A 24,016-nucleotide genomic window follows, 5' to 3' on the forward strand; every position below is an offset into this window, starting at 1 on the left:
ACTCCTTTATATAGGTATCTGCATATATTAACAGCAAACACTGAATGTGAAGAGGAGAATGAGGATGCATCATCATTTAGGTCATCACTATCACTGGCATAATCCTGTGCCTAGCAACTGGAATAATAACTATCAGGGTCATTATCCTCAATACTGCTATAGGTATAATAACGATAGTAATCCCTACGGCAAAATAATATTAAGAGATTATGGTCAATGTCCACTTGTAGTGAATATTGATCAGGCCGCAAAGCAAAACAATACTTATCGTACCGCTTTATGGACAGGTAAACATTTTCAAGTGACTCTAATGAGCATCAATGTTGGCGAAGATATCGGTTTAGAAGTTCATCCGACAACGGATCAATTCATACGTGTGGAAGAAGGTCAGGGACTTGTTCAAATGGGGGATCGAAAAGACAATTTAGATTTTCAAGTGATGGCTTATGAGGACTATGCAATTATGATACCTGCGGGAAAATGGCACAATATAACGAATACAGGACATATACCTCTTAAAATTTACGTGATCTATGCACCGCCTGAGCATCCATATGGTACAGTTCATGAAACAAAAGCAGTCGCCATGTCTGCAGAAGGATAGTTAAATCTGATTCTAGAATCAACTTTATTTTGCCCCGGTTCGTAAGTCAAGCCGGGTTAATTACATATTACTCAATTTTATTATCTGCCACCACTTATCTAACCGGAAATGGTACGATATAATCACTCCAGAATGATTATCGAGCGTTTACTTCCTGGTTTATAGGCACGTGACCCCATATGGAGGTTTCACACGCAAATCACAACAATAAAACCAAGTGCTGCTAAGAATGATAAAAACAGTTCCGAAAATTCAAATAATGAATTCTCGAGCGTAGCTCCAATTGCAAACAGTGAAATTAATTCATCTCCCTGATAACCGATTCCAAAACTTTATGAAAGGTGAAACCTTTCTAAGTATAGATCGTATTAAAAAAAGGAAACTGCAATGCATTGCCATACTAATAACAAATTGTGCTTTTTAGGAGGAGCCTGTCACCAAGGGATATTTATGTCCTTTTGGTAACGGGCTTTTTTTGTCATCTCATAGTCAGAACATATTATAAATTAGGGAAGGGTGATATCTAGGTGTTAATTCTTCAACTAGCTATTATATTAATTGCGTCCAAGGCAGCTGGGAGTTTAAGTGTAAGGTTAGGTCAACCGTCAGTCTTAGGAAAACTTCTAGTTGGAATTGTACTTGGACCATCCGTTTTAGGCTTAATAAATGAGACAGATTCTTTGGCAGAATTTAGTCAAATAGGTGTCATATTATTAATGTTTATTGCGGGTTTGGAAACAGATGTTAATGAATTTAAACGCACTGGTAAAGCCTCATCGCTAGTAGGGTTTGGCGGAATTATTGTTCCACTTATACTAGGTTATTTTGTAGGAATCACTTTAAGTCTCACTACGATGGAATCATGGTTTTTGGGATTACTTCTTTCTGCTACAAGTGTTAGTATTTCCGTCCAAGCACTTAAGGAAATGAATCAATTAAAAACTCGGGAAGGCACAACTATTTTAGGTGCAGCTGTAATAGATGATGTAGTTGTTATTATCGCATTAGCATTCTTGATGAGTTTTACAGGTTCAGATGTTAGTTTAACTATTGTTATTCTGAAGAAAATACTATTTTTTGCTGGTGCAATACTTATTGGCTGGAAAGTAGTTCCGTGGTTTCTAAATAAATTTTCATTCTTAAAAGTTACAGAAACAGTAATATCCTCAGCTTTAATTATCTGTTTTGTTTTTGCATATATAGCAGAATTCGCTGGTATCGCTGCCATAATAGGAGCTTATATTGCAGGTGTAGCAATTAGTGTAACGGACTTTAAACACGAAGTTTTTCAAAAGGTTGAAACAATTAGTTATTCAATTTTTGTACCTGTATTCTTTACTTCTATTGGTATCACCGCTCAGTTTACAGGGATAACTAAAAACTTAGGTCTTATTGTTCTTTTAACCATCATTGCAGTTCTTACTAAGCTAATTGGTGCATCCGTCGGCGCAAGGATAGCTGGATTCGGTTGGAATAGTTCTTTAGGAATTGGTGCGGCTATGGTATCTCGTGGTGAAGTTGCTTTAATTATTTCAGCAATTGGTCTAGAATCCAAATTACTAAGCCAAGACATGTTTGCTGTAATAGTTGTTGTCATCTTAATTACAACAATCGTAACTCCACCCATGATGAAATATTTTTTTGAAAAGAAATACTATTCAAAGAACGAAGGTTACGAACCTGTTAAACGAGAACAAATTTAGAGTAAATATTCTTTAAAGGCTGAGAGATACATTTTACTTTTTATACGTTCAGTCATATGATATTCGCCACTAGGATCATTTGGTTTCTATAGTTTTCTAACACATATAACATTGTTTCTAAAGCATTTAAGCAGGGTATTATTGAGGAGTGTACAAAGTAAATAAAGTTATTGACTGGAGCTGTTGATGTAGCGTGATTTTTCAATTAGCTAATCGTCAACCTTTGAGGAATAAATATTAGACTTGGCCATCGAGAGCTTTTTCAATTATACTCGAATCAGAAAATAAACAATTAGATAGAGGGCAAGAACTTGTGTTGCATCGATTGTGAAAGCATCAGGGGTGTTAGTTGTAGTGAGTCAATTCCAGTCTACAACATTATCTTCTTAGTCAAAACTCTATTTTCCCTAGTTTAATTGTATTATCGTATATAGAGGGAAGTGGTTCATTATATGAACTACTTCCCTTTATTTTTTGTTCAATATTGATTGGACTGTCAACACTAAATCAGTTTACTTTTTATGGGCTCGTTTCCTGAACCCGATAGGGATTAACTAACTTAGGGGTTCCATGAACAAGATGATGATCGAACTAATTAATGTAATCATCAAGTTCAAGTTTTAGATCTTTTAGATTATTAAAAGTTTCCTGTTTAAGAAGCTCTGTATTTAATTCTTCGAATGTGGCTTCGACAACAGCATTTTCGTAGGGACAACCTTTATACTCAGATATATCCGGCTAATGTTGAAAGTAGCTACATAGAATGACAAGTATCAGCGATGTACGCATGACCTTGATTAACTTTGGATAACATATTCCCACTGGTAAGCAAAACTAAGGGGAAACGTATGTCTTTCAGAGTTCGAAATCCTATAGATGAAGCTCGTAAAGCTGCAGAGCGTGCGGCAAGAGCTGTTGCTGAGGCAGCTGAGCGTGTTGCCAGAGAAACAGCAGAGGCAGCCGCTGAAGCAGAACAAATAGCAAAAGAAGCACAAGCGACCTTAGAGCAAAAACTAAAAGAAGCAGAAGAACCTGCTATTTAGGGCTGGATAATCAGTTGGTGATCACGCATATAAGCTATGCTGAAATAAGTGCTAATTAAGGAAATAATGAGCATTAGATGAATGAATTCGAAGGCAGCGATGTGCGAAGCTAGTTATCTGGTAGCTAATGAAAATATGTAACATCTTATCTTATTTTTTTCTCAAATAATGCACTGATAAAAATGTGTAACATCTTATTAGAACTCAAGTGTAGTAAGGGTTTAACGAACCCTTTAGACATATGTACAAAATACGGGTTTTGTGAAATAGTATTATCAGTAAAAAGGAAGATTATCGTTGTCCGTCTATGTGTCATATTTCGTATTCCTAGCTGATCTATGACTTGTCGTCTTGGGATACCTGCTAGTCTCATTTGAATCGCTTGTATCTTCACTTCCATGGGATAGATCACTCTCGTTCCCAACACAAAAACACCTACAAGGTTGTCTCCATATCTTACGACATGAAATGATTCACTTGAAGGTTTTTTGATTTGTCTCATATTAGGTGGTCAGTCCCTACTAGAGAAATTGAGCTTTTTAGTTATTTCATTTATTTATTGAATTCATTAACTGGAAGAAGTATTCAGGTTTATGAGTCTTATTTAGTTTATACCATGAATGTAATGCATCTGGTGTAAATACGTCTATTTTTTTCAGTACCTCCATTGCAAATTCTAGAGGAGCTATTCCTGATGCAGTAACTAAATTCGTATCAGATACTACAGATCCCAACTCATAGAACTTATCACCTTTATAGTTAGGACATACCATTTTAGTATATTCTAAGTTATTACTTGTATGCTTTCTAGTATCCAAGTATCCCATATTCGCGAGGGCATCAGTTGCACCACAAATTGCAGCAACAATAGTGCCAAGCTTTAAAGCTTGTCCAATTATTTCCAATATAGGTTGATGAATCTCTTCACTCCAAGTAGTCCCTCCTGGTAAAATTAAAAGATCTTTACTCTCAAGAGTACATTCATTAAGGGAAATATCTGGTTTTATGCCCAGTCCTCCCATAGTAGTAATCATTTCTTTATTAGCTCCTACTGTAATTACTTTTAAAGGTGCTAAATCTTTTTTGAAATATCTTCCTGAGTTTAGTTCAGCAATTAAATATCCATATTCCCAGTCCGACATTGTATTAAATACATATAGAAAAGCTTTTTTTGTTTGCATCCAATAACACTCCAATCACAGTTGATATAGCTATTATAATATGACTTCCCTGACAGTTAACGTCAGGGAAGTTATCATACTTGATGAAATTTTATTAATTCCGACAGAACTTCAGGATCTGACCGTTAGCATAGTGAAGACTGCCTATCAAGTTGAAATTCTAAATCCATGGCAATAAAAATACCTCAGATGCATTCATCTTATTCACCTTTTATAGTTGTCTTATTTTATCCTGTATGATCCAGGAAACTTAAATGATCAATGGCGCATTAGTTAGGGCTTACATGGTTGTCAGGGTGAATTAGATTTCCCTTCATAGATGTCTATTGTTTATGAAACGCTATTTCCACACCTTCATCAATAAAGATTCCTTCAGAAATATGGATATAACTCATCGTGTTTCGAATCCAATACAGATTAGGTTCAACTTTAAATAACTGGGTATCATGTTGGTCATGGAAAGATATAATATAGGAGTCTATCCCCTCTTTAATTATGAAGGACGTTTGATATTCATCTGCGAGTTGATAGGTACCTACGATGTTATCAGCGCTATTGAATTTCATGATTCTAGGTTGCTTTGGAGCATCAGGTTCACTACTATCATTGGGTTGGTTTAAAAATTCTAATATTTGCTGCTCGTAAAAAGGGCTTACCTCTTCATTCGTTAATAGAACTGTCACCTCTTCGCTTGTCAAAGAACATAAGCAATGCGACGAATTGCCCGGCCAACCACCAGAGTGACCAATAGAACCATCTTGAATAATAAAACCACAACCATATGAGCTATTTAACGGTGAAGGAGTAAGGGCGCGATTCATCATTTCAAGTGATACTAATTTACCCTGAAGGAACCCTTTTACAAATCGGGCTATATCTTGAGCTGTGGCATAAATGCCCCCGTCACCATAAAAATCGTACTTCTTATTGATATCTTTAAAAATGGGATCTTCTATTACATGGATATATTTCTTATTTATAAAATCAAATAGCTTACTGACAGCAGTTGGCTTAGATTTTGGCTTCGTTGTGGTGTTTATAAGTTGAAGAGGTTGGGCAATCATTCTTTGTAAATAATCCTCATAAGATAGTTGACTTGCCTGTTCGATAATTTTAGCTAGCAAGACATAATTTGTATTTGTATAAAGCCAACCGCTACCTGGTAGGAAATAAGGCTTCTTGTTAAGTAAAATATCTTCAATATTTCCAACTGAAGAATGTTCTATATATTCTGGAATACCGGATGTATGCGTCAATAACTCTTCAATCGTTACATCTTGAAAGGTACTTGTGTCAAACCATTTTGTTAAGTTGTCGTTAAAATGAATCACCTTTTTTTCTATTAATTGAAGTACCATCACAGCTGTGTACATTTTGCTTAAGGAAGCGATGTTAAATAGTGTCTCCCCCGTAATCGGAACTAAATTTTTCATATCTGCAGCGCCTATTGTCACATCTACAATTTCGTTATTGCTCTTTTCTACATAGACTGCACCATTGAACTGGATTTTTTCAAGCGTAGAATAAATAGAGTTGAACATAAGTAAGCCTCCTAAATATATTAGTCATCTAACATTTTGGGATGAAGAACTCAAATGAACTCTTCAGCAGCAATTTCTTTCAATTTATTCGTAATTCTTTCTAATTCATTACGTTCAGCATCAGTTAGTTTAGAAAATAAACGATCGGCCACCGAACGCTCGACATATTCTTGCTTCTCAAAGTACTCCACACCTTTAGTTCCTAGCGTAATAAAAACTTCGCGGCGATTATCAGGATTGATAGTACGATGAATAAACTGGTTCTTCTCCATCTTCGCAATAAGCTGGCTTACTGCACTAGAACTATTGTTCATTTCTATAGCAATCTCACCTACCGTTATTTTGTTGGCTGCGTATACAATATCCAGCAACACGGCTTGCTGAGTGGTGATAGAGCTAGCTAAATATGGTTCATAATATTTAAAAATCAAGCGGTTAATGGCATAGTCCGCTTCATTAATTTGTTTAACTTGTTCATATAAGTTCATGATCTCACCCTCTGGAATATGTTAGATACCTAATATATTAGAGGAGGAGCTACGATAAGTCAAATTTTTGGTGATGGATTGTAGTGTTCTTCATCCGTTAAATGAGTGCAAATAATTTTCGGATTTTTCCGGTACATATCGTGCTTCCCTGATGGGCACATTGAAGAAAAAGTGAGTAAACGATCCAAAAGATTCATGACCAACATGCCGGTGCTAAACACGAATCGTTAGTCGCAGATCTAGGTTAGAGCAAAGATGTTAACAGGTTATTGAAAAATACACTTAAGTTGATATTTTAATCAATTGCCTTGACATATTCGTGGCTACCGAATATTGTGATATTTCCGATGAAGATTGATTTAACATCAGGTACGCCACAAGTCGTACTGTCGGTAATGTCCTCATCTTCTTGTCAAAAGCAAATATCAAGAACTTGGGGACATAAAACAAAAAACCGCGATTTATGAGGTATGTAATGTCTCAACGTTCTTGTCGACCAACATTTGTGCCTCCTCCTTTAGGAGTATTTGCATTGATCTGTTTAATAGTTTTTGGATTTTGAAAATAGTGTGCCTGTTGTCAGCTATATACGTCTTCTGTTGCAACATCATATGGATGTTCCAACGTAGCTAATTCGTAAAAAACAATATCTCTAATTTTGTTACTAAAAACGTCAGGATCATTGATTTTCCAAAGATCCTGGCGTTTCGCTTTTCTATTAAATATGCACCATATTATTAGATATTAGGCTAAAAAATAAGGTTTCTAAAAAACTCCGCCACAAGTTTAAGCCATTATAATTGATAACTAGTGCGAATGATTTGTTGCACGTCTAACAAATAATGCTAATAGCAGACCGATTACGGCCACAATCACAATAGCGCCAAATGTAAATTGTGTACCTGCTGCAACTAGAGTTTCAGGGCTTGCTTTTGAATGCTCTACTGTAAAGCGGTGTTGTCCTATTGTCATGAGTGTAATTGCTAAAGCAGTACCAGCTGCGCCTGCAATCTGCTGAAGTGTATTTATGACAGCGGAACCATGAGAATACAACTGTTTTGGTAAATCATTAAGTGAGTTTGTTGTCGTCGGTATAATCGTTGTTGATACACCTACATGGGGTAGTACCAGCGTAGCTGACACCATTTGATCATATTGCTGACGGATCAGTTCCCAATTAATCGGGCGCGTGAGTACATGCTGAAGGTTCGCATATGCATCAGTCATTCCCGGCTCCGGGCGGTATAACTTTTGTGTGTGAATAGCTTTTAATCGAGGCATAAGTTTGTAACCAAGTAAATGACAAAAGGCAAATGCAACCTCACTCTGTCCATGAGAATCAACATAATTCTTTTCCACTTCCATATCGGTGCAATGGCGCAACAACCCTTCCATCATCGCAGCGACTTCTGATGAAGAACACGATTTTAGCTGCGAGTAGATGCAAGTCGAATTTTTCTCTACATGCCAATAAATCATAACACCGCGGCCGCGGTATCGGATATGCCATTCCGTCATGAGGTTCTGATCCCATGCCCCGAATTTCTTTGAATCGGAGGCGCAAGATGTTGTTCCCTCACCCCATATTTCCTGCATCCGTACTTTGAAGATAGCGTTCACTACTTCGGAAATCGCGTTGCGAAGGTTATCTTTGTGAATGAATTTACGCCGGACATAAAGAAGGTCTTTATAGCTTTCACCATGATCACCGGCACTGACACGCTTTAAACCGGTATTCGTTCCCAAACCGTAAAGAGATAAGATCAACCGCTTTTGTAGCGTATCCCGGTCTAATATCTCTCGATGACCCACCGTCTTGAACATTTCTGTAAACGAAATACGTAGATCGGTTTCCTTCAAAATATCCAGTAAGCTGGTCATTGGCCAACGGCGCGTAATTTCACCTTTTATCCGGATTAAATTAACCGGCTCTTCTTGAGGTTCCAATGGAGAAAGCGAGATCCAGCCTTTACCTTTATCAGTAATTCGTACTTTAGGGTTCTTCGGCATTCCCTCGTTTAATTTTTCAAGGCCTTGAATCATTTCCTGCTTTAGCGTAGTGATAAAAGAATCTGCATCCAGCGGCTGATTTAAAGCTTTGTAGTTTTCCTCCTGGCGTTCCTCGAAGTCTACCGGTAGGTCCTCATCCGGATTCCGATACCGGTTCGCTCCGGATACCCAAATTTCTTTACATCGTAACTTATCCCGAAGCATTTGTAAGGCGCTGATTTCATAGTTGATCCTGTTTACTCGTTCTTGTCCCTTTTCATCTTTTTCGATGATAATTTCTTTGTAGTTATTACGGATCACCCCATTGATCGGAATTTCGTCGGTTAAGGGAAAATAGTGCATTCCCGTTTGAGTGTATTTCTTGATTAGCTCAAGCGCGAGGATAACCGGACGATGAATGTCGTTATTAGAACGAAAATCAAGAATGCTAAGAATTTCAGGAACTATCCGGCGGTAATGGCTGCCATAGGAGGCACGAATGACCGTATGGATTTTTTCGCGGTATGCCGGTCCAGTATGTTTAAATTCTTTGACCAAATCTTTTAGTGTTTGTTCGTTTACAACTGGGTACAGGACATCTTTAATGATTCCCTCCGGATGCTCGATGGCCGTCTGTGCCATGTTAAATAAAATGCCATACTTATTGCTGACTCGTCGTAGATCGTTCAGAATTTCCTTATCGATTTTTCGTTCGGCGCGTACTCCGATACGGTGAATAATTTGAATAAGCAGATCGACCAGGTTATCCGATATTTCCATGCAGCGTAACCAAAAGAAAGTTGACAACAGCGTATATCGAATCGGATCGGGATGTCGGCGCAGCTCGCGTAGATCCTCAGTAGAAACGCGCTGCCGGTACTTTTTCAATACCTTGTGGGGAATGTCTCGAAATAAATCATCCGGAAGCTCCAAATTGCGAATAGTCCGCAATTTGTTAACTTCCTTCAGAACGCTATCCACCCCAGCACGACCAGGATCTGCCTTTAACTCATTAAATGATATTTGGATACTGTTGTCACTGGAGGCTTCTTCTTCGTCAATCTCTAAAAACGAAATGCTATCAATTAGAGAGTCTAACTGAGCTAAAGACGTGGAAGGTAGTTTTAGATATGTCGCTTGAAAGAAGGATTCTTCATATTTGTGAATGGCTGAACGGATTAAACGCTCAATGCGGTCTGGTGTGGGAGGTACGATTTTTAATTCATGGAATCGACGGTAAACGCGTTCCTTTAAATGCTCAAATTCATGATCTTGATGCAGAACATGTTGACATAGCCATTCTGTCATTTCCTGAGCATCTTCTATCGTATCCTCGCGGAACCCGAAGAACTCCCGGATCTGTGTTCTGTGGTAGGTGATCGAACGACCAGTCCAATCGTACTGAGCATATAATTCTGGCTCAGAGAAGATTTGCTTTGCAATGTACGCGATCACCGCTTTGGAAACTTCGTACTTATGAGTTGGGAAACGGGCTTCATTTTGAAAAAACTTGAGTAGCACGGCAAATCCAATCCTGGTTTCCCCGGTCTTGTTCTCGATCAACCTCATCTCGTTCGGTAGGATCGTAAAATGCTCGATTAATTCGTCCAGTTCCCAATTTCGCTTCATGTTATCCCCTCCAAAGTAAAGTTCCTATTACAGTGCGTATCGGAACGTAGTGCTTGAAATAAGTAGATCCAAGCTGTATATTTTGGACAATACGAGTCTTAAATAGATCGAAGTTCCATATACAAAAATAAATTCGGAACTTTAAGTTATTCATGGGGATGAAGCTAAGGGGCAGGTTAGTTGCAATAAAAGGAAATCATTTACGACTTATCAAGATCAGGAAAAGGCATCGTTTTCCACCAAGCTTTTCATGACTTCGACCACCATCGAAGCATAATTGTGGTAAGATATTCAACAGCTGACACACGTTAATACGTTCAGGAGGGGACAAGTTGGAAACAATACCGAATATCGTAGAAGTGGCAGCGCTCGTCGGCGATCCTTCGCGCGTCACGATGTTGCTTGAATTGTTAGGAGGTAAAGCTCTTCCTGCCAGCGAACTGGCGCGTGCCGCGCGTATTACGCCACAAACGGCAAGTTCGCATCTGGCAAAATTGGTCGAGGGGGGCTTGCTCGTCGTGGAAATGAGCGGTCGACACCGCTATTATCGGTTGGCTGGACCCGAAGTCGCATACGCGCTCGAAGCGCTCAATGTCATCGCAACGCAAAAGCCGATTCGGTCACTCAAGGAATACGACCAGTCAAAAGTGTTGCGGTATGCTCGCACTTGCTACGACCATATCGCGGGAGAAGTGGGCGTGGAGCTGACTGATCGGCTACTTGCGTTGGGAATGATCGAACGATCCGGTCGAGACTTTGTAGTTAGCAAACAGGGATATGACCGTTTTAAGCACTTTGGCATCGATGTAGATAGCGTGCAAAAAGGAAGGCGCCATTTTGCTAGGCAATGTCTGGATTGGAGCGAGAGGCGACACCATATCGCGGGTGGTCTTGGTACCGCAATTACCAACAGATTATTTGAACTTGAATGGATTACGCGGATTCCCGGCGGGCGTGCCGTTCGCGTAACGGCCGCGGGTCTGAAGGGCTTGGCTGACGAGTTTGACCTGAAACTTTGACATGCAATTCACCTCAGCAACGTTGCATTCATTATTCGGTGAGAGTCGAATGATTTTCCCGTTATACTACTCGTTGAGGTGAGAGTTTAAATGAATAAAAAAACGAAATTAGCAATTCAGGTCATTCAGCCCAAAATACTGTACTTTGGCACTCCGGTCGTATTACTATCAACATTGAATGAGGATGGGACGACGAACCTCACACCGATGTCATCTGCTTGGGCTCTTGGGAATCGCATCGTTCTCGGGCTTGGCGGAGGCGGGAAGGGATTCGCCAACCTGCTCCGCTGTGGAGAATGCGTTGTCAACCTGCCGGATGCGTCACACTGGGGGCAAGTAGAAAAATTATCCAGGTTGACTGGGGCCAATCCAGTGCCAGATTACAAACGGGAGCTGTACCGATTTGAACACGATAAATTTTCAGCTGGTGGATTCACACCGCTTGCTTCAGATATCGTGAAACCGCAGCGAGTGGAAGAGTGCCCTTTGCAAATCGAGGCAAAAGTCGTCAACCTCCATCACTCAGAGGGATTTGCTATTATCGAGGTAGAGGTACAAAAAGTCCATGCTCATGAAGCGATTTTGCTAAGTGAGCAACATGTCAATCCAACCGCGTGGAACCCGCTGATTTACAGCTTTCGCCACTACTTTGGCCTGGATAAAGAGTTGGGCAAGACCTTTAAGTCAGAAACATGATATGGACACTAGTTTCGATGAAGAAATGAAAAGGCTAATTGAATCATTTGGAAATAAAATATTAGAAAACAGCGTTGACCGCTGAACTAACGGGTACGTTAGTTCAACGAACAGGCTGCAATTGGTACAATTATCACTCATAAAAAGAACTCTCTACAGAAGTGGAGGGTTCTTACATTTTTATCCATATGTTTGCGGGTGGTGTCAGCTACGCTGGTACTACCCCCACTTGTCAAATTGAACATTTGAGTCTCTGCTAAGACCGTAAAGGAAGGAATCAATCTTTTTCATGCTTTCTGTATGTAAATGTAATGTACATTCTTTTTCTACAAAGTATCTATTATGTGAATAAGATTTCAGTTGCTCCTTTTAAGATTTTCTGATCCATATAACTAGAAAACGGCAGCTGAATGGCTGCCGTTACTTTTTATGTACTTGTTTCTAGTTCCCCTTCCTTTCTATGCCCCCGAGTTCCGACGGTTACGAATCCTCTAGGCGTAGCAAAAAAGCCCAAGCGAACGACAAATAGCGCCGTTCTCTTGGGCATTTATGTTGATATATGAAAACACTAAAGAAAAGGAGTAGATTGCTAGTTTCCTCCCATAGAAATGAGGAGCTGCATAACCGTCCCGAAAGGCAACTTTTTCTTGCGGGTAAAATCTTTTTCAGGTTTTTGGACATAGGGTGTTGGTGCGGCTGACATTTCTCTAATAAGGAATGTCAGCTTTTCTTTAAGTGACACCGCATATTCATTCATTGGCATAACCCCCTCGTTTTTCAAGGGGCTACGCCACACATTTCCAACTTCCAGTCAAGTCCTATTTGCGGTTTTTATGCAAAAAAAGAGCGGCTATCTACTCGATAACCTGCTCTTCTTCAATGCCTTAACTTAATGACATTGGTGCTAATCCCCCTTTTTTGGGGTCTCTAATTTGAAAGATCATAACAAGGTGCCATATCCCATTTTTGGTTGACGCTTCCTATTGATAATAATATAATTACCATAATAGGATATTTTATATAGGTGGGTGTTCATGTTAATGGAGGTAAAAAATAGATATGCTAAAAAAAGATAGGAACGTAACAGGTATTGTATTGGCCGTAATTTACTGTTTTGTCCTTTTTGCGATTTTAATTGATGCACCCCCTGGTGAAGCTCCCAGTAATCCGCCCTGGGCATACGCAATGATTCCACTTGGAGCTGTTTTAATCACCCTTCTTTTTGATTATGTGATCAAGTTCGATTTCTTCAAAAAAAAGAAAGAGTAACGGGAGTGTCATAAATGACAAAATTTAAAATAGCTAGCACATTTCTTGCAGGAGTTCTGCTTTCTACATATATTGCAACTCCAGCCTCCGCTCAAGTTCAGGAAAACTTACAATCTTCTTCGCTAGTATCACACATGAATCAAGCTAAAAATATCTCAGGTCTAGTTAAAAGCTCAACCATTAATTCTGTCACTTTTACAGATGGTTCTGCATTAGTTCAATACGACAATTATTATATTGCAACAGATTCAAATGGAGTAGATGAGTTCAAAATCACAAAATTTGATGATAATAAAGTAAAGTATGTAAACTTGCAAACTGGCGAAGTTAATTATGCAATTTCACGTGTTGAATCGATTCAAGAAGACACTGAGTTCTATGCTAATGCAAGGATTTCATATGATGGTTATGAATATAAAGGAAAGGTAGAACATTCGACTGAGATAGATTATGCGACTGCCTCTCTAGTAGCAGGTGTCCTTGTTTCCTTTATAGGTGGACCATCTGGACCTATATTGGGGGTACTTACAACCGTTGCCTCTTATTATATTTCTTTGAATGGAAAAAGAGCTTATTGGATAGAAAAAATATACACTAAATCAGAAAAAATCAGTGATTATGATGCGCGATTATACATTAGAAAAGACTTCCACTATTATAAATATCATGATTATACCGGATTTATTGAAACTGTATCGACGCATCAGATCTGCGGTCCTTATGGTTGTGGTCCAGTCGAATATATATAATAAATAAATTATCGTCTTTTTCAGGCTGTCGAGAAAATCTCGACAGCCTTTTGGCCGCGATTTTGCTTCCGTGGAACATCACAAAAAAACGGGCGAATCGCAATATTTACGAACTCCCGTTTTCTTTGAATCTCTTTGATTTTCTATACCCTCAAAACCCTCGTTCAATATCACGTTCGGCACCAAAGGGAAGTTTTTTCGTGCGGGTAAAATCCTTTTCCGGGTTTTGGACATAAGGTCCCGGTGCGGCTGCCATTTCTCTGATGAGGAATGGCAGCCTTTCTTTTAGCGAATTTTCGTACGCATTCATTGGCGTAACCTCAGGAGCTTCGCCACACATATCCATCTACCTGTTGGTCTTGATTTTTTAGAAGAAAAAGAGTCGGCTATCTTTTCATAACCTGCTCTCATGCTTGATTATGGTGTCCACGCCTTATCTTAATGACATTGCCTTCGAGGGTTCCTTTTTTATGAATTAAGGCTTCTTGTTGTGCAAGAAGTATTGAATGTGTTTGTAAACATCTTCACGAATTTTCACATCAAGATTATGCTCAAAAATGTTAATATCAAGGAATTGACCATTCTCATATTCATATCTGAATATTTTAATCCCAGATCCAATATCCTTGGTGTTTCCCAATGTGTTTATCATTTCTCTGTACGTCATATCCTTTGTTATTTTAGCCAAATGAGACGACGTTATTTTTCTTATCTCATTTGTTAATCCTAGAATTTCATTATTATTTTCATCACGTGACTGTGCGTTATGGTTAGAGCATCCAAGTAATGTCGTCATTAAAGAAAAAAAAACTAAAATAAAAATAAATGTATTTTTCCGAACATGCATTGCAACGTCCCCTTTCTTTTTGGTATCGTATATCGTTTAAAATAAAACAACTCATAGCCCTTCTCTTCTTAGAAACTTCTTTCCCGATAATTGCGCCGCAGGAAAACGTCGATCGTAACATGTGACATTTAAGGTGAGAAGAGGATATCTTCGGAAATGTCCCCGAGTTCTTGTCAAAAGAAAATGACAAGAACTCGGGGACATAAAACAAAGAAACGCGATTTAAGTGGTATGTGATGTCACAACGTTCTTGTCATCCGTCATCTTTTTTGTCCATTATGACTGAGACATAAGTCCTTTTACAAACAATGGGACACTCTGCTTATAGAACTCTTCCTCGGTGACGAGCTGGGACTGATATTGCCCGTGAATCAGCTCGCTCATCTGAAAACCGTAGCACATCGAGAGAAAAGACATGGCCGCAAGACGCTCATCCTGTCTGGCTATAACTTTTTTCTTATTTAAGCGTTCAAAATATTCAACCAGCAAGGAGTGCAGCTTCGCCGGCGGATCGGCCAGCATTCTGTCCAATTCGGGAAGCATTCCTTTGTCGCGGATGCCTATCATAATGATGTCCGCATTTTTATGGAAAAACAAACGGTACTGCAGGCTTACATTCAGCAGATCGACTTCTGGATTATCGGTCGCTTCCTCTTTTAACAGCTTCTCAAATTGCGGGATATCCGAATGTCTTTCAATGATGGCTTCCAATATGCCTTGCTTGCTTCCAAATTGCCGGAAAATCGTAGATTCATTGACTTTAGCTTCCGCTGCAATGGCTTTGGTGCTTACTCCCCGATAGCCATTCTTTTTAATGAGCCGTGTCGCAGTCTCAATGATTCTGTCAGAAGTATTCATTGTATTTCTCCTTTTGCAGATGTTAAACCTATTCTACTACAAGTATTGCCCATGTAGCAGGGTTGGGATAATCATTTTCATAAACGTATATTCAAGGAATATCATTTCTTTTTTCCCAGCGGCTTGGTTCTGTAATCTTGACATGATCAGGCACCAATTGCGTGAGCGTGCCTAATTTTTCGAATGTAATCTGGATTCGGTCAGAGGGCAACAGCCATTGTTCAGTCTCGATTGCGCAGCAATCCGGTATTGTCCCCATTCCTATAATCGTGCCTGGGAGCGGCGTGAAAACTTTGAGAACCTCCTCCATCACTTTTGCAGGGTGTGCAGAATACTCGGATGTGCTTCCTTTCCAATGCAGTCTCTCCCCGATGCGTACATCCACTTCCAGTGACAGTGGGTTGTCGATTTCATCAGGCGTAACTAGAAATGGTCCTATTCCTTTGCTGCGATCAAAATCTTTGCAGCGCGTCGGTCCGGTCATCGCCAGAAAATCCGGCCACTGCACATCGCGAATAGTACTGTCGTTAAAAATAACATAACCTGCAATGCAGTTCCCCTTCCCTGTAACCATGGCCAACTCTGGCTCAATATCCAGGTAAGAAGAGTACGATGGCCAATGAATCGTATCCCCATCGCCAATTAATGCATTATGGTTACACTTGTAATAACTGAAAGTTACTTTATCCGGATCTTTCTGAAATTTTTCAGCAATTTTTTGTTTAAGCTCTTCTCTTTCCGGCCCTGTGTATTCTCTTTGCAGCAGATTTACGCCAGCATTTCTAAGATGTCTTGGCGTCAACCCGAAATCGATAAGCGCAGCCGGATTCGGAACCGGCGAGAGCAGCTTTACCTCTGCAATCGGGCAGATTTCATTTTCATTGAATTGATGCGTCTGTTCGACAGCATATTGCATTAATTCCTTAGCGGCATCATAACTTGCCGGCAAATAATGAAGATAGCTGTCCATGCTTTCAAGACTGTCAACGAATCTTCCCTGCTTTTTCAAGATTGCGGCAAATGACACGACAAAGTTATCGTTAATCACAAGCCCAAACAAACGTTCCTGAGATGCCTTGGTTTTAAAGGTTACTAGCTTCATGTTGCAGCGCCTCCATCCATGTAGTGTCAGTTACTAGCATATTACACAAAGATAATGCATGCAAGTACTTGCTTGCATTTGTAATTTACATTCTCTATACTAAAGACATGCCTCACCCCAAAACATATACACAAAGGAGAATTTTCATGAAGAAGTATGGACGTATTATCCAGAAACCCCGCGTTAAATTTTTTGAAGTCGCAGATGGTGTCTTTGCCGGTATATCGCCGTATCGTGGCATCAGTTGGGCCAATGCCGGGTTCATCAACAAGGGTGAAGGGCTAGTGTATGACACGTTCTTCGATTTGTTCCATGCACGGGAAATGCGGGATGCTTTTAAGGAAGTAAGCAACGGTGCCTCTCCCGCATATGTGGTGAACTCGCACTATAACAGTGACCATGCCTGGGGAAACAAAGTGTTTGAAGATGCTTGTATTATTATGCACAAGGAGGCGTCTAGAGAGCGTCTCACAGAAAATATCGCCTGGATGGACAGTGTCATCAGAAGAGGAAAGGATTCACCGGAATCGACTTCGGGAGAACGGTTTTTTGCGGCGGAATTTGAAGGATTCGACCTGGAAGGCGTAGAATGGGTGCTCCCGAATATTGAGATAAAAGACGATATCAACATCCGTCTTGGCGATACGGAAGTTATGATTTACAACGTAGCTCCTGCCCACTCTGACAGTGACTTGCTGCTGTGGATGCCAAAAGAAAAAGTGCTGTTCGCCGGTGATGTCGTGTTTAACGGTTGTACAGCATACAGCGAAGAGGGAACCCTCAATTGGGTTAAAGTGCTTGATCGCATTATTGATGAAATTAAACCCGAAATCGTTATTCCAGGGCATGGCGCCATCTGCGGCCTGGACTTCGTGAGGGAGCAGAGAGAATACCTCCTGAACCTGATCAGCGAGTTTAACAAGCATTACAATGACGAGATTGATGCCTTGTCCCTGACCAAGCAAATTGATATTTCCCGCTTCCTTCATTGGATTCAGCCAGAACGCTTGTATGTTACAGTGGACATCCTATTGAAAAGCAAACGAGGTTTACCACCCCTTCCAATTTGGAACGAGGTGCCTGCTAAGCTGGAAGACATGAAAGCTTTTTTGGCCGGAAAATATGGTAATCAAATCAAGCCATGGGATCCTATGAGTGTTTGGCAAGAATAGCAATTTGAAGCTTGCCTTCTAAAAACATTAGAACGGCCCTGTCGCAAACGATGCGAACAGCGGCCGTTTTTTTGAATTGCTCCACTGAAATAAAATCGACGCTTAAAAACGATTACCTCTCCTCTTAGGAACCAGGCAATCGTTTTTGATTATTTCATTAAGTACTCCAAAATTTCGCATACGTTAGACTCCACACTGTTTGTGTGAGTATGTATCGTGATTTCCGGATGCACGGGCGGTTCATAGACATCAGAAATACCGGTAAATGCTGTGATTTCGCCTTTTATTGCTTTTGCATATAAGCCTTTCGCATCTCTACGTACACATTCCTCCAATGGACAATGCACATACACTTCAACGTATGACTCCAGCTCTGCTCGCGCATAGTCCCGCATTTCCATATAGGGTGCAATCATGGAGATGATTGTCGTAACACCATTGCGGTTCAGCAGCTTGCTAATATAAACGGCACGACGAATATTCTCTAGTCGATCTTCTCTACTGAATCCAAGCTCTCGTCCTACGTTGTGCCTGAGTTCATCGCCATCCAAGCATTCGACCCTGACGCCTCTTTCCTGAAGAGCCGCTGTCAAAGCTAACGCTGTTGTCGTTTTACCAGAGCTTGGAATCCCTGTTAACCATATTGCTGTCCCAACCAATGCACTATTCCCCTTTATGATAAAATAGCAATCCGTTCGAGTGCACGTTCTCCGTAAATAGAATCAAACGGCTGCTCCTCCATATGGATGTAACCTATGTAACAATCACATTGCCTCATACGGCATGGGCGTTCTTTAGAGATTCCATCTAGGCCATCTTTATACAAATTTCCGATCACTTGACGGTCCTTATAGCAGCGTTTTACGCGCCCGTCGCCTTGGACATAAAACACATTTTCTCCTGCACGGCACGGCTTGTCCATACTATCGTAATCTTTGGCATTAAGGACAAAATAAGGGTCAATCTCGGTCAAAAATGCGGTATCCTTGGCAGAATAGTATTCTGGTTTATCTTTGTAGGCATTGACCCACATATAAACATCATCAGGTAGTGCATTCCTTAATGAAGAAATGGAGTTGAACGCACTCTTAACACCGACACAGCCTACACTGAACGGTATTTTTTGTTCATAAAGCTTGCTGCATTGCTGTAAAAATCGCTTTTCCTCCGTCTGCCCCGGATGGTAGGTTACCCAAAATGCAGCAGTAACCGGATCCAATTCGGCTGTCCAATCGAGCCTAGCGGATAAGTTGGTTTGGATAGCGACCTTAGTAACGTGCTGCATGTGCGACAGCTTAACCAAAGCTTCCCTGTACCACCGATGCGTAAGTCCTTCACCATATGGATTAAAAAACAAGGACAACTGATGCCCGCTTCCTTCTTGTGTCCTTACCCACTCGACAAATGTCTGCACCTGCAGCCGATCCTTTGCCAATGTCTCTTGACTATCCATATTCTTGCTAAAAGGACAATAAGGGCAATCATAATTGCATGAGCTCAAGCTCCCGCGAAAATAAATCGTCACTTTCATAACAGTACACAGCTTTCCATGCGCGCCCGTATTTCTGGAGAAATGAACCAATCCCCTATAGAATCGGAGTACATGAGCCCTTCATCCGTCAGACGCAGCACCTCATGCTCTATAGCAGCCAGATCCGTATGCACAAGCAGATTCAACTCGGGATAGTCTACTAGAGCTGACGATGTGAATCGCTCCGCGTAGCTGCTCAATGCCAAGCCTTCTGTATGAAGCAGTGCTTTTAGGATAAAGCGTCGCTGCTGATCATCCTTGCTTAACACAATGCCATAATCTGCATGGGTATAATCGGCTGAAGCCACATAGTCGGCAATGATGCTTGCTGTAGCTGAACGACCTACACTGTATCGCGAGGAGTAATGGACTGTTCTCGTGTAAGATCGTGCGCCACAGCCAAGTCCAATCATGCCCTCCTCCTGGCAACCATAAGGGAGTAATGATTTCTCCGACATAGCATCTGCTTTGGCAAATCTCCGCATCGAGTACTGGGTATATCCATGTGCACGCAAACGATCCCGCGCCACACGATAGAAGCTTAGTCTCTGATCCTCGCCACTCTGCCTGATCTGCTCTGGCTTTACGATCGTGTGCTCACGAGTATATAACGGATAAATAAATAACTCCTCTGGATCATAAGACAACGCCTTATCCAGCGAATATATCCAGCTATCAAGGGTCTGGCCAGGAAGGCCATAAATCAAGTCCAGATTAAGGATCGGAAATTGATACAGCTTGAGCTGTCTCAGAGCTCTTTCGACTTCCTGCGGCTTTTGAGGACGATAGATCGCATCCGCTTCAAATTCTACGAAGCTTTGAATGCCCATGCTGACCCGATCCACCTGCCTGCTTTTTAAAATGTCCAAGCGTTCGGTGGTGATCGTCTCGGGGGATGTCTCTACCGAGATGGAAGCTTGGTTTGGATTCATGCCCATCACATGTTGAGCAATATGAAACAACCGATCCAGTTGGGTAGGTTCCAGTAAAGTCGGTGTACCGCCTCCAATTGCAAATCTGGCAACCGGTTTATTTGGAATGAGCGGAGCCCATTGTGCAGCTTGTCTTTCCAAAGCATCCACATAATTGGTATGTACGTCGGCCCTCTTGTCAGGCAACGTGAATAAATTGCAAAAACCGCAGCGTGCTCCGCAAAATGGAATATGCATATATAAAAATAACGTATCTGCTAATTCCTGACTCCACAATTCGGAAAGCGGCAGCTTCCTCTCCAATTCTCGATAGGAGGTTTTGTGTGGATAAGCGTATAGATAAGATCGGTAAGGCTCTGATGTGAGGTTTTCTTTCCAACTGCGCAGAGCCTCCGAATTCTGGATGATATCCGTGTAATTAGGGTAGACCGTATGGCTCATCATGTTCCCTCCTCTCACCTTACAATATAAATTCGCGATAAGGCACGTTCCACACGACCTCATGCGCTAGTCTATGGCCGTTGTAGCCATCTTCACCGAAGGCGGTGCCATGATCAGAGAACGCCATGCAAAATACAGGCCGTTCTCGTTCTCTGAATGCCTGAAATAATCGACCAAGCTCACCGTCAACATATCGAAGTGCCGCGCGCTGCGTCTCTATGGAGTCTTTCTTTGCTCCTGGTACAAAATAATGATTGGGCCCATGAATCGCTGATATATTCATAAACAGAAACAGACGTTCTGTCTGCTCCGAATTGTGCAGTAGCTTGATGGCATGGTTCACCTGGTGCTCAGTAGAGCGTTGATTCGTAACTCCAAAGGTCATCCGCCAATAGCTTTCTTGGAAATAGCTTGGAAGAACTTTAGCGAGCGGAACTTTTTTGGTGAAAAAGATGACTCCACCTATACAAATCGTACGGTAGCCCGCTACCTGCAATCCAGATACGAGATCCGTTGAATCAAATTGCCATGTAAACGGATGTGTCTTTAATCCCGTATTTTTCGAATGAAACAATCGAACATGCTCTGACTTGTTTGTCGTAGCGGGGGTCGGCAGAAATCCGCCAAAGAAAGCATGATGGGCTGCATAAGTGAAGCTGCCGGGCGAATGTCGCTTTTCCCAATGTGCGTCCCCGCACAAATTCGGACAGTTTGCTTCCTCCAACACAGCGGCGTCATATCGCAGCGTATCCAGCGTAATCATCAGAATATCATGACTGCCTACAATTTCGTTCATGTTAAACATCGTGGTGATCCTCTTCCATTTTAAATATTCGTAGAGCGTGAAGCCATTCTCATTTCCCATTCATAGGGATCGTGTCCTTCATAATGGCTATGATACAGTAAATCCCCAAACGGATTAACATCCAATACATACGGTCTATAGGAACCACTGCTCAGTAGTACATCTATGCCTGCGACGGTAGAGCGTTGAAATACCGATAACGTTTGTTCAGCGCATTGTCGTACGGCAGCTTGAAGGTTGTCAGACATGCCAACCTCCTCCAAACTCATTCGATCACTATCGAGATGCAGATTCGTTATAGGTGTTCTGCTTGCCCTTGCAATACTGTGACAAGCTTGACCTGCTACGACAAGTTGCCGGATATCAAAAGTGCGATCCCGATAAGACGCTTTTGGAATCCATTGCTCTACATGAGCGCCGTGTCCTAATAACCAGTTGATGATTTGGCGAATGACTTGGTGTTCTTTATAGTTCATCAGCTTTTTTACATTATAAAATACAGGTGGTCTACGGAGATAGTTCTCCACACCTATCGTCGTCACGGCCGATTCCGCTCCTGTAACGGGGTTTACCTGATACGCGATTACACCACATGCGCCAGAACCAGTTGCTAGCTTGATAAATAGACGATATGTTCGCTCTTTTGCCATTGCATCCCGAAGTGTATCGTAATCCGGTATGGCTTCCGGTGCAGCTAATCTTCTTGGCACCGGTAATCCAGCTGATGATAAGATCTGGTGCGTATACCTTTTATCGAACATGGCGGCTATATCCTCGGGAGCATTCATCCATCGCGGGGTATTCCACAGTTGTGCTGCCTCCCTGTCCAATCGAGATAACAGCTTGCAATACCCACGAAACCACTGGGAGGGATGATAGAGTTTTCCCTTGATCTCCTTCAGCCCTTTGGCCATCCTTACCAAAATAGGCTGAACAACGCTCTTGTTGTATCTCAGCCAACGCTCGTCTATTTGAGTGTTAGCCGCATCAGGGGCGCCAAGTGCAATCAGCTCACGTTCTACTTCAAAATGTTCCCCGGGCGCGTCGATCCGCAGCAATGGAGATTCAGCAAACATTAGCCCCGAGCTTTGTGCAAGCGAACTTAAGGATGCATTTCCCTGCAGCACATCCCTATAATCCAAAACAAAGGCTGGGGGCAACCCCAGCCGAGCTCTTGCCGCTTGCAGTCCGGTTGTTCTTCTATTACCGGAGTTGCCAATAATAATCATCGATTCCATCGTTATTCCGTCAATGAAGGATAGCGATAATCCTCGTCTTCATCTGAATCCTGTTGATCGCTGATATCTACATTCAGCCCTGACTGCTTCCAACGATTCATCATTTCATCCGACATATAATGATAGCTTAAATCAAGGTTCTTCAGTCTCATTACCTTTTCACTATGGATAAGTGCTTCAGCCCCCTCATCTGTCAAGGTCCCCATAGAAAGATCCAACGTATGTAGTTGATCAAGAATCGGTGCATTGGCTACCGCAATAGCAATTTCATCTTGAATTTCACTGTCTTTGAGCCCCAGATAGGAAAGCAGAGGGAATTTTCCAGGTTCAATCAACTGGAGCACATCCTCGAGACTTCCGTCAAAACCATACTCTTCTACCCCTAAATAAAGTTCTAGCTTCTTTAAGTTTTTGAAACTACCTTCACTTATGCTAGTAATGACGTCATTACTAAGACCGCCGCAAATAATAGTAAGCTCCTCCAGTTTGTCATGGTGAGCCGGAATTAGGCTGAGACCTGTGCTTCCTTTAATTGTGAGAGAGCGAAGCTCGGGATAGGCAGATAGAATCGGTCCTAGGTTAGATTGGTTAATCCAAGAGACCTCGCATTCTTCATAGGACATATCGCCAATAAATAAACTCCGCAACTGCGGAAAGCGGTCTTTCAACCGAACAAGAACTTCGACAATTTCACTGGAATCATTCTCGTAGGCTCCGCCCCAGTCACCGATGACGAGACTTTCAAGTTGCAAGCTCTCATCCTTGTCTGCCATTTCCACTATTAAGTCTACGATTTTGACACCTTTCTCATATTGATCATAATCGACAGATAATTTACATTCGGACATAACAACAATACCTCCTAAAATGAATACTAACTTTTATTATAATAGCCATACTTGCGAGTTACAAATGTTTGCCAATTAATAAATAAATCCTACATAATTGACTAACAGAAGAGAACCCGATATCTGGATCTTTTTCTGTAAAAGTCAAACTGGCATACAGCTTCACGAGTGCCTCGAATCTACACTTAAATTTTGCTCTTAAGAGCGTATATTGGGGGCTTATTAAATAAATTCGAACTTCTACCTGGATCCACAGGTTTATCATCCTCTCTGAACGTGAGTTAACAGTTATCTTATTGTCACATAAGGACTTGTCATTGTAATTTCGCTA

Annotated in this window: 23 protein-coding genes and 1 pseudogene; 8 read left to right on the forward strand and 16 right to left on the reverse strand. The window is 41.3% G+C overall.

All coding sequences use genetic code 11. From position 1 onward, the window contains the following. Positions 1–64 precede the first annotated feature (64 nt). Positions 65–604, forward strand: coding sequence for a cupin domain-containing protein (locus QP775_RS04285; RefSeq protein WP_285103880.1), 540 nt, complete (start codon positions 65–67; stop codon positions 602–604). Positions 605–1,131: 527 nt separating this feature from the next. Continuing rightward, the gene (locus QP775_RS04290) at positions 1,132–2,307 is read left to right on the forward strand and encodes a cation:proton antiporter (protein WP_285103882.1); all 1,176 of its coding nucleotides are present in this window, start codon (positions 1,132–1,134) and stop codon (positions 2,305–2,307) included. A gap of 591 nt (positions 2,308–2,898) precedes the next feature. Here the strand turns inward: QP775_RS04290 and QP775_RS25735 are convergent. Continuing rightward, positions 2,899–3,039, reverse strand: a complete 141-nt coding sequence (locus QP775_RS25735) for an IS3 family transposase (RefSeq protein ID WP_350338965.1) — start codon at positions 3,037–3,039, stop codon at positions 2,899–2,901. Between the two features lie 116 nt (positions 3,040–3,155). Here QP775_RS25735 and QP775_RS04295 point away from each other — a divergent pair, with 116 nt between their 5' ends. After that, positions 3,156–3,350: a hypothetical protein gene (locus QP775_RS04295; protein ID WP_239331116.1), complete on the forward strand. Its 195-nt coding sequence runs from the start codon at positions 3,156–3,158 to the stop codon at positions 3,348–3,350. Between the two features lie 548 nt (positions 3,351–3,898). On the opposite strand, the gene QP775_RS04300 is transcribed toward QP775_RS04295, so the two are convergent. The 4 genes and pseudogenes from QP775_RS04300 to QP775_RS04315 all read right to left on the reverse strand — a co-directional run. Beyond that, entirely contained in the window at positions 3,899–4,531 is a 633-nt protein-coding gene (locus QP775_RS04300; RefSeq protein ID WP_285103885.1) for a type 1 glutamine amidotransferase family protein, read from the reverse strand. A gap of 323 nt (positions 4,532–4,854) precedes the next feature. Then, positions 4,855–6,072, reverse strand: coding sequence for a serine hydrolase domain-containing protein (locus QP775_RS04305; RefSeq protein WP_285103887.1), 1,218 nt, complete (start codon positions 6,070–6,072; stop codon positions 4,855–4,857). A gap of 50 nt (positions 6,073–6,122) precedes the next feature. Beyond that, positions 6,123–6,560 (reverse strand): MarR family winged helix-turn-helix transcriptional regulator, encoded by a 438-nt coding sequence (locus QP775_RS04310; RefSeq protein WP_239331124.1) that lies wholly within the window; start codon positions 6,558–6,560, stop codon positions 6,123–6,125. Between the two features lie 1,122 nt (positions 6,561–7,682). Continuing rightward, positions 7,683–10,178, reverse strand: a pseudogene (locus tag QP775_RS04315) (Tn3 family transposase); the annotation flags it as partial. A 332-nt stretch (positions 10,179–10,510) separates the two neighbouring features. Here QP775_RS04315 and QP775_RS04320 point away from each other — a divergent pair. Continuing rightward, positions 10,511–11,197, forward strand: a complete 687-nt coding sequence (locus QP775_RS04320) for an ArsR/SmtB family transcription factor (protein ID WP_285103891.1) — start codon at positions 10,511–10,513, stop codon at positions 11,195–11,197. 90 nt (positions 11,198–11,287) lie between these two features. Further along, entirely contained in the window at positions 11,288–11,893 is a 606-nt protein-coding gene (locus QP775_RS04325) for a flavin reductase family protein (RefSeq protein ID WP_285103893.1), read from the forward strand. A 589-nt stretch (positions 11,894–12,482) separates the two neighbouring features. On the opposite strand, the gene QP775_RS04330 is transcribed toward QP775_RS04325, so the two are convergent. After that, entirely contained in the window at positions 12,483–12,650 is a 168-nt protein-coding gene (locus tag QP775_RS04330; RefSeq protein WP_239331132.1) for a hypothetical protein, read from the reverse strand. A 302-nt stretch (positions 12,651–12,952) separates the two neighbouring features. On the opposite strand from QP775_RS04330, the gene QP775_RS04335 reads away from it, so the two are divergent. Both QP775_RS04335 and QP775_RS04340 read left to right on the forward strand, forming a co-directional pair. Further along, positions 12,953–13,162 (forward strand): hypothetical protein, encoded by a 210-nt coding sequence (locus tag QP775_RS04335; protein ID WP_285103896.1) that lies wholly within the window; start codon positions 12,953–12,955, stop codon positions 13,160–13,162. A gap of 14 nt (positions 13,163–13,176) precedes the next feature. Beyond that, entirely contained in the window at positions 13,177–13,911 is a 735-nt protein-coding gene (locus QP775_RS04340; RefSeq protein WP_285103898.1) for an adenosine deaminase, read from the forward strand. 151 nt (positions 13,912–14,062) lie between these two features. Here the strand turns inward: QP775_RS04340 and QP775_RS04345 are convergent, their stop codons facing one another. The 4 genes from QP775_RS04345 to QP775_RS04360 all read right to left on the reverse strand — a co-directional run bounded on the left by QP775_RS04345 (position 14,063) and on the right by QP775_RS04360 (position 16,718). Beyond that, a complete protein-coding gene (locus tag QP775_RS04345; RefSeq protein ID WP_285103900.1) occupies positions 14,063–14,221 on the reverse strand; it encodes a hypothetical protein in 159 nt (52 codons plus the stop codon). 165 nt (positions 14,222–14,386) lie between these two features. Continuing rightward, positions 14,387–14,758 carry a hypothetical protein gene (locus QP775_RS04350; protein WP_285103902.1) on the reverse strand — a complete coding sequence of 124 codons (372 nt, stop codon included), beginning with the start codon at positions 14,756–14,758 and terminating at the stop codon, positions 14,387–14,389. 276 nt (positions 14,759–15,034) lie between these two features. After that, entirely contained in the window at positions 15,035–15,616 is a 582-nt protein-coding gene (locus tag QP775_RS04355) for a TetR/AcrR family transcriptional regulator (protein ID WP_285103904.1), read from the reverse strand. Positions 15,617–15,707: 91 nt separating this feature from the next. Then, entirely contained in the window at positions 15,708–16,718 is a 1,011-nt protein-coding gene (locus tag QP775_RS04360; protein ID WP_285103905.1) for a fumarylacetoacetate hydrolase family protein, read from the reverse strand. Positions 16,719–16,864: 146 nt separating this feature from the next. Between QP775_RS04360 and QP775_RS04365 the strand changes: the two genes are divergently transcribed. Beyond that, positions 16,865–17,890: an MBL fold metallo-hydrolase gene (locus QP775_RS04365; protein ID WP_239331145.1), complete on the forward strand. Its 1,026-nt coding sequence runs from the start codon at positions 16,865–16,867 to the stop codon at positions 17,888–17,890. 149 nt (positions 17,891–18,039) lie between these two features. On the opposite strand, the gene cysC is transcribed toward QP775_RS04365, so the two are convergent. Genes cysC through QP775_RS04395 form a run of 6 tightly spaced genes read right to left on the reverse strand, consistent with a single transcriptional unit; the run spans position 18,040 to position 23,685 of the window. Next, positions 18,040–18,549 (reverse strand): adenylyl-sulfate kinase, encoded by a 510-nt coding sequence (gene cysC / locus QP775_RS04370; protein WP_285103909.1) that lies wholly within the window; start codon positions 18,547–18,549, stop codon positions 18,040–18,042. A gap of 14 nt (positions 18,550–18,563) precedes the next feature. Further along, complete coding sequence (locus tag QP775_RS04375; RefSeq protein ID WP_285103911.1) at positions 18,564–19,421, reverse strand: STM4011 family radical SAM protein; 858 nt, start codon at positions 19,419–19,421, stop codon at positions 18,564–18,566. After that, positions 19,418–20,794, reverse strand: coding sequence for an STM4012 family radical SAM protein (locus tag QP775_RS04380; RefSeq protein WP_285103913.1), 1,377 nt, complete (start codon positions 20,792–20,794; stop codon positions 19,418–19,420). Before QP775_RS04380 ends, QP775_RS04375 begins: the two co-directional genes overlap by 4 nt. Positions 20,795–20,813: 19 nt before the next feature. Further along, complete coding sequence (locus QP775_RS04385; RefSeq protein ID WP_285103915.1) at positions 20,814–21,599, reverse strand: STM4013/SEN3800 family hydrolase; 786 nt, start codon at positions 21,597–21,599, stop codon at positions 20,814–20,816. A gap of 20 nt (positions 21,600–21,619) precedes the next feature. Further along, a complete protein-coding gene (locus QP775_RS04390; RefSeq protein ID WP_285103917.1) occupies positions 21,620–22,837 on the reverse strand; it encodes an STM4014 family protein in 1,218 nt (405 codons plus the stop codon). 2 nt (positions 22,838–22,839) lie between these two features. Further along, positions 22,840–23,685 carry an STM4015 family protein gene (locus QP775_RS04395; RefSeq protein WP_285103919.1) on the reverse strand — a complete coding sequence of 282 codons (846 nt, stop codon included), beginning with the start codon at positions 23,683–23,685 and terminating at the stop codon, positions 22,840–22,842. Between the last annotated feature and the right edge of the window lie 331 nt (positions 23,686–24,016).

The sequence above is a fragment of the Paenibacillus sp. UMB4589-SE434 genome (assembly GCF_030226685.1).
GTDB lineage: Bacteria > Bacillota > Bacilli > Paenibacillales > Paenibacillaceae > Paenibacillus_B.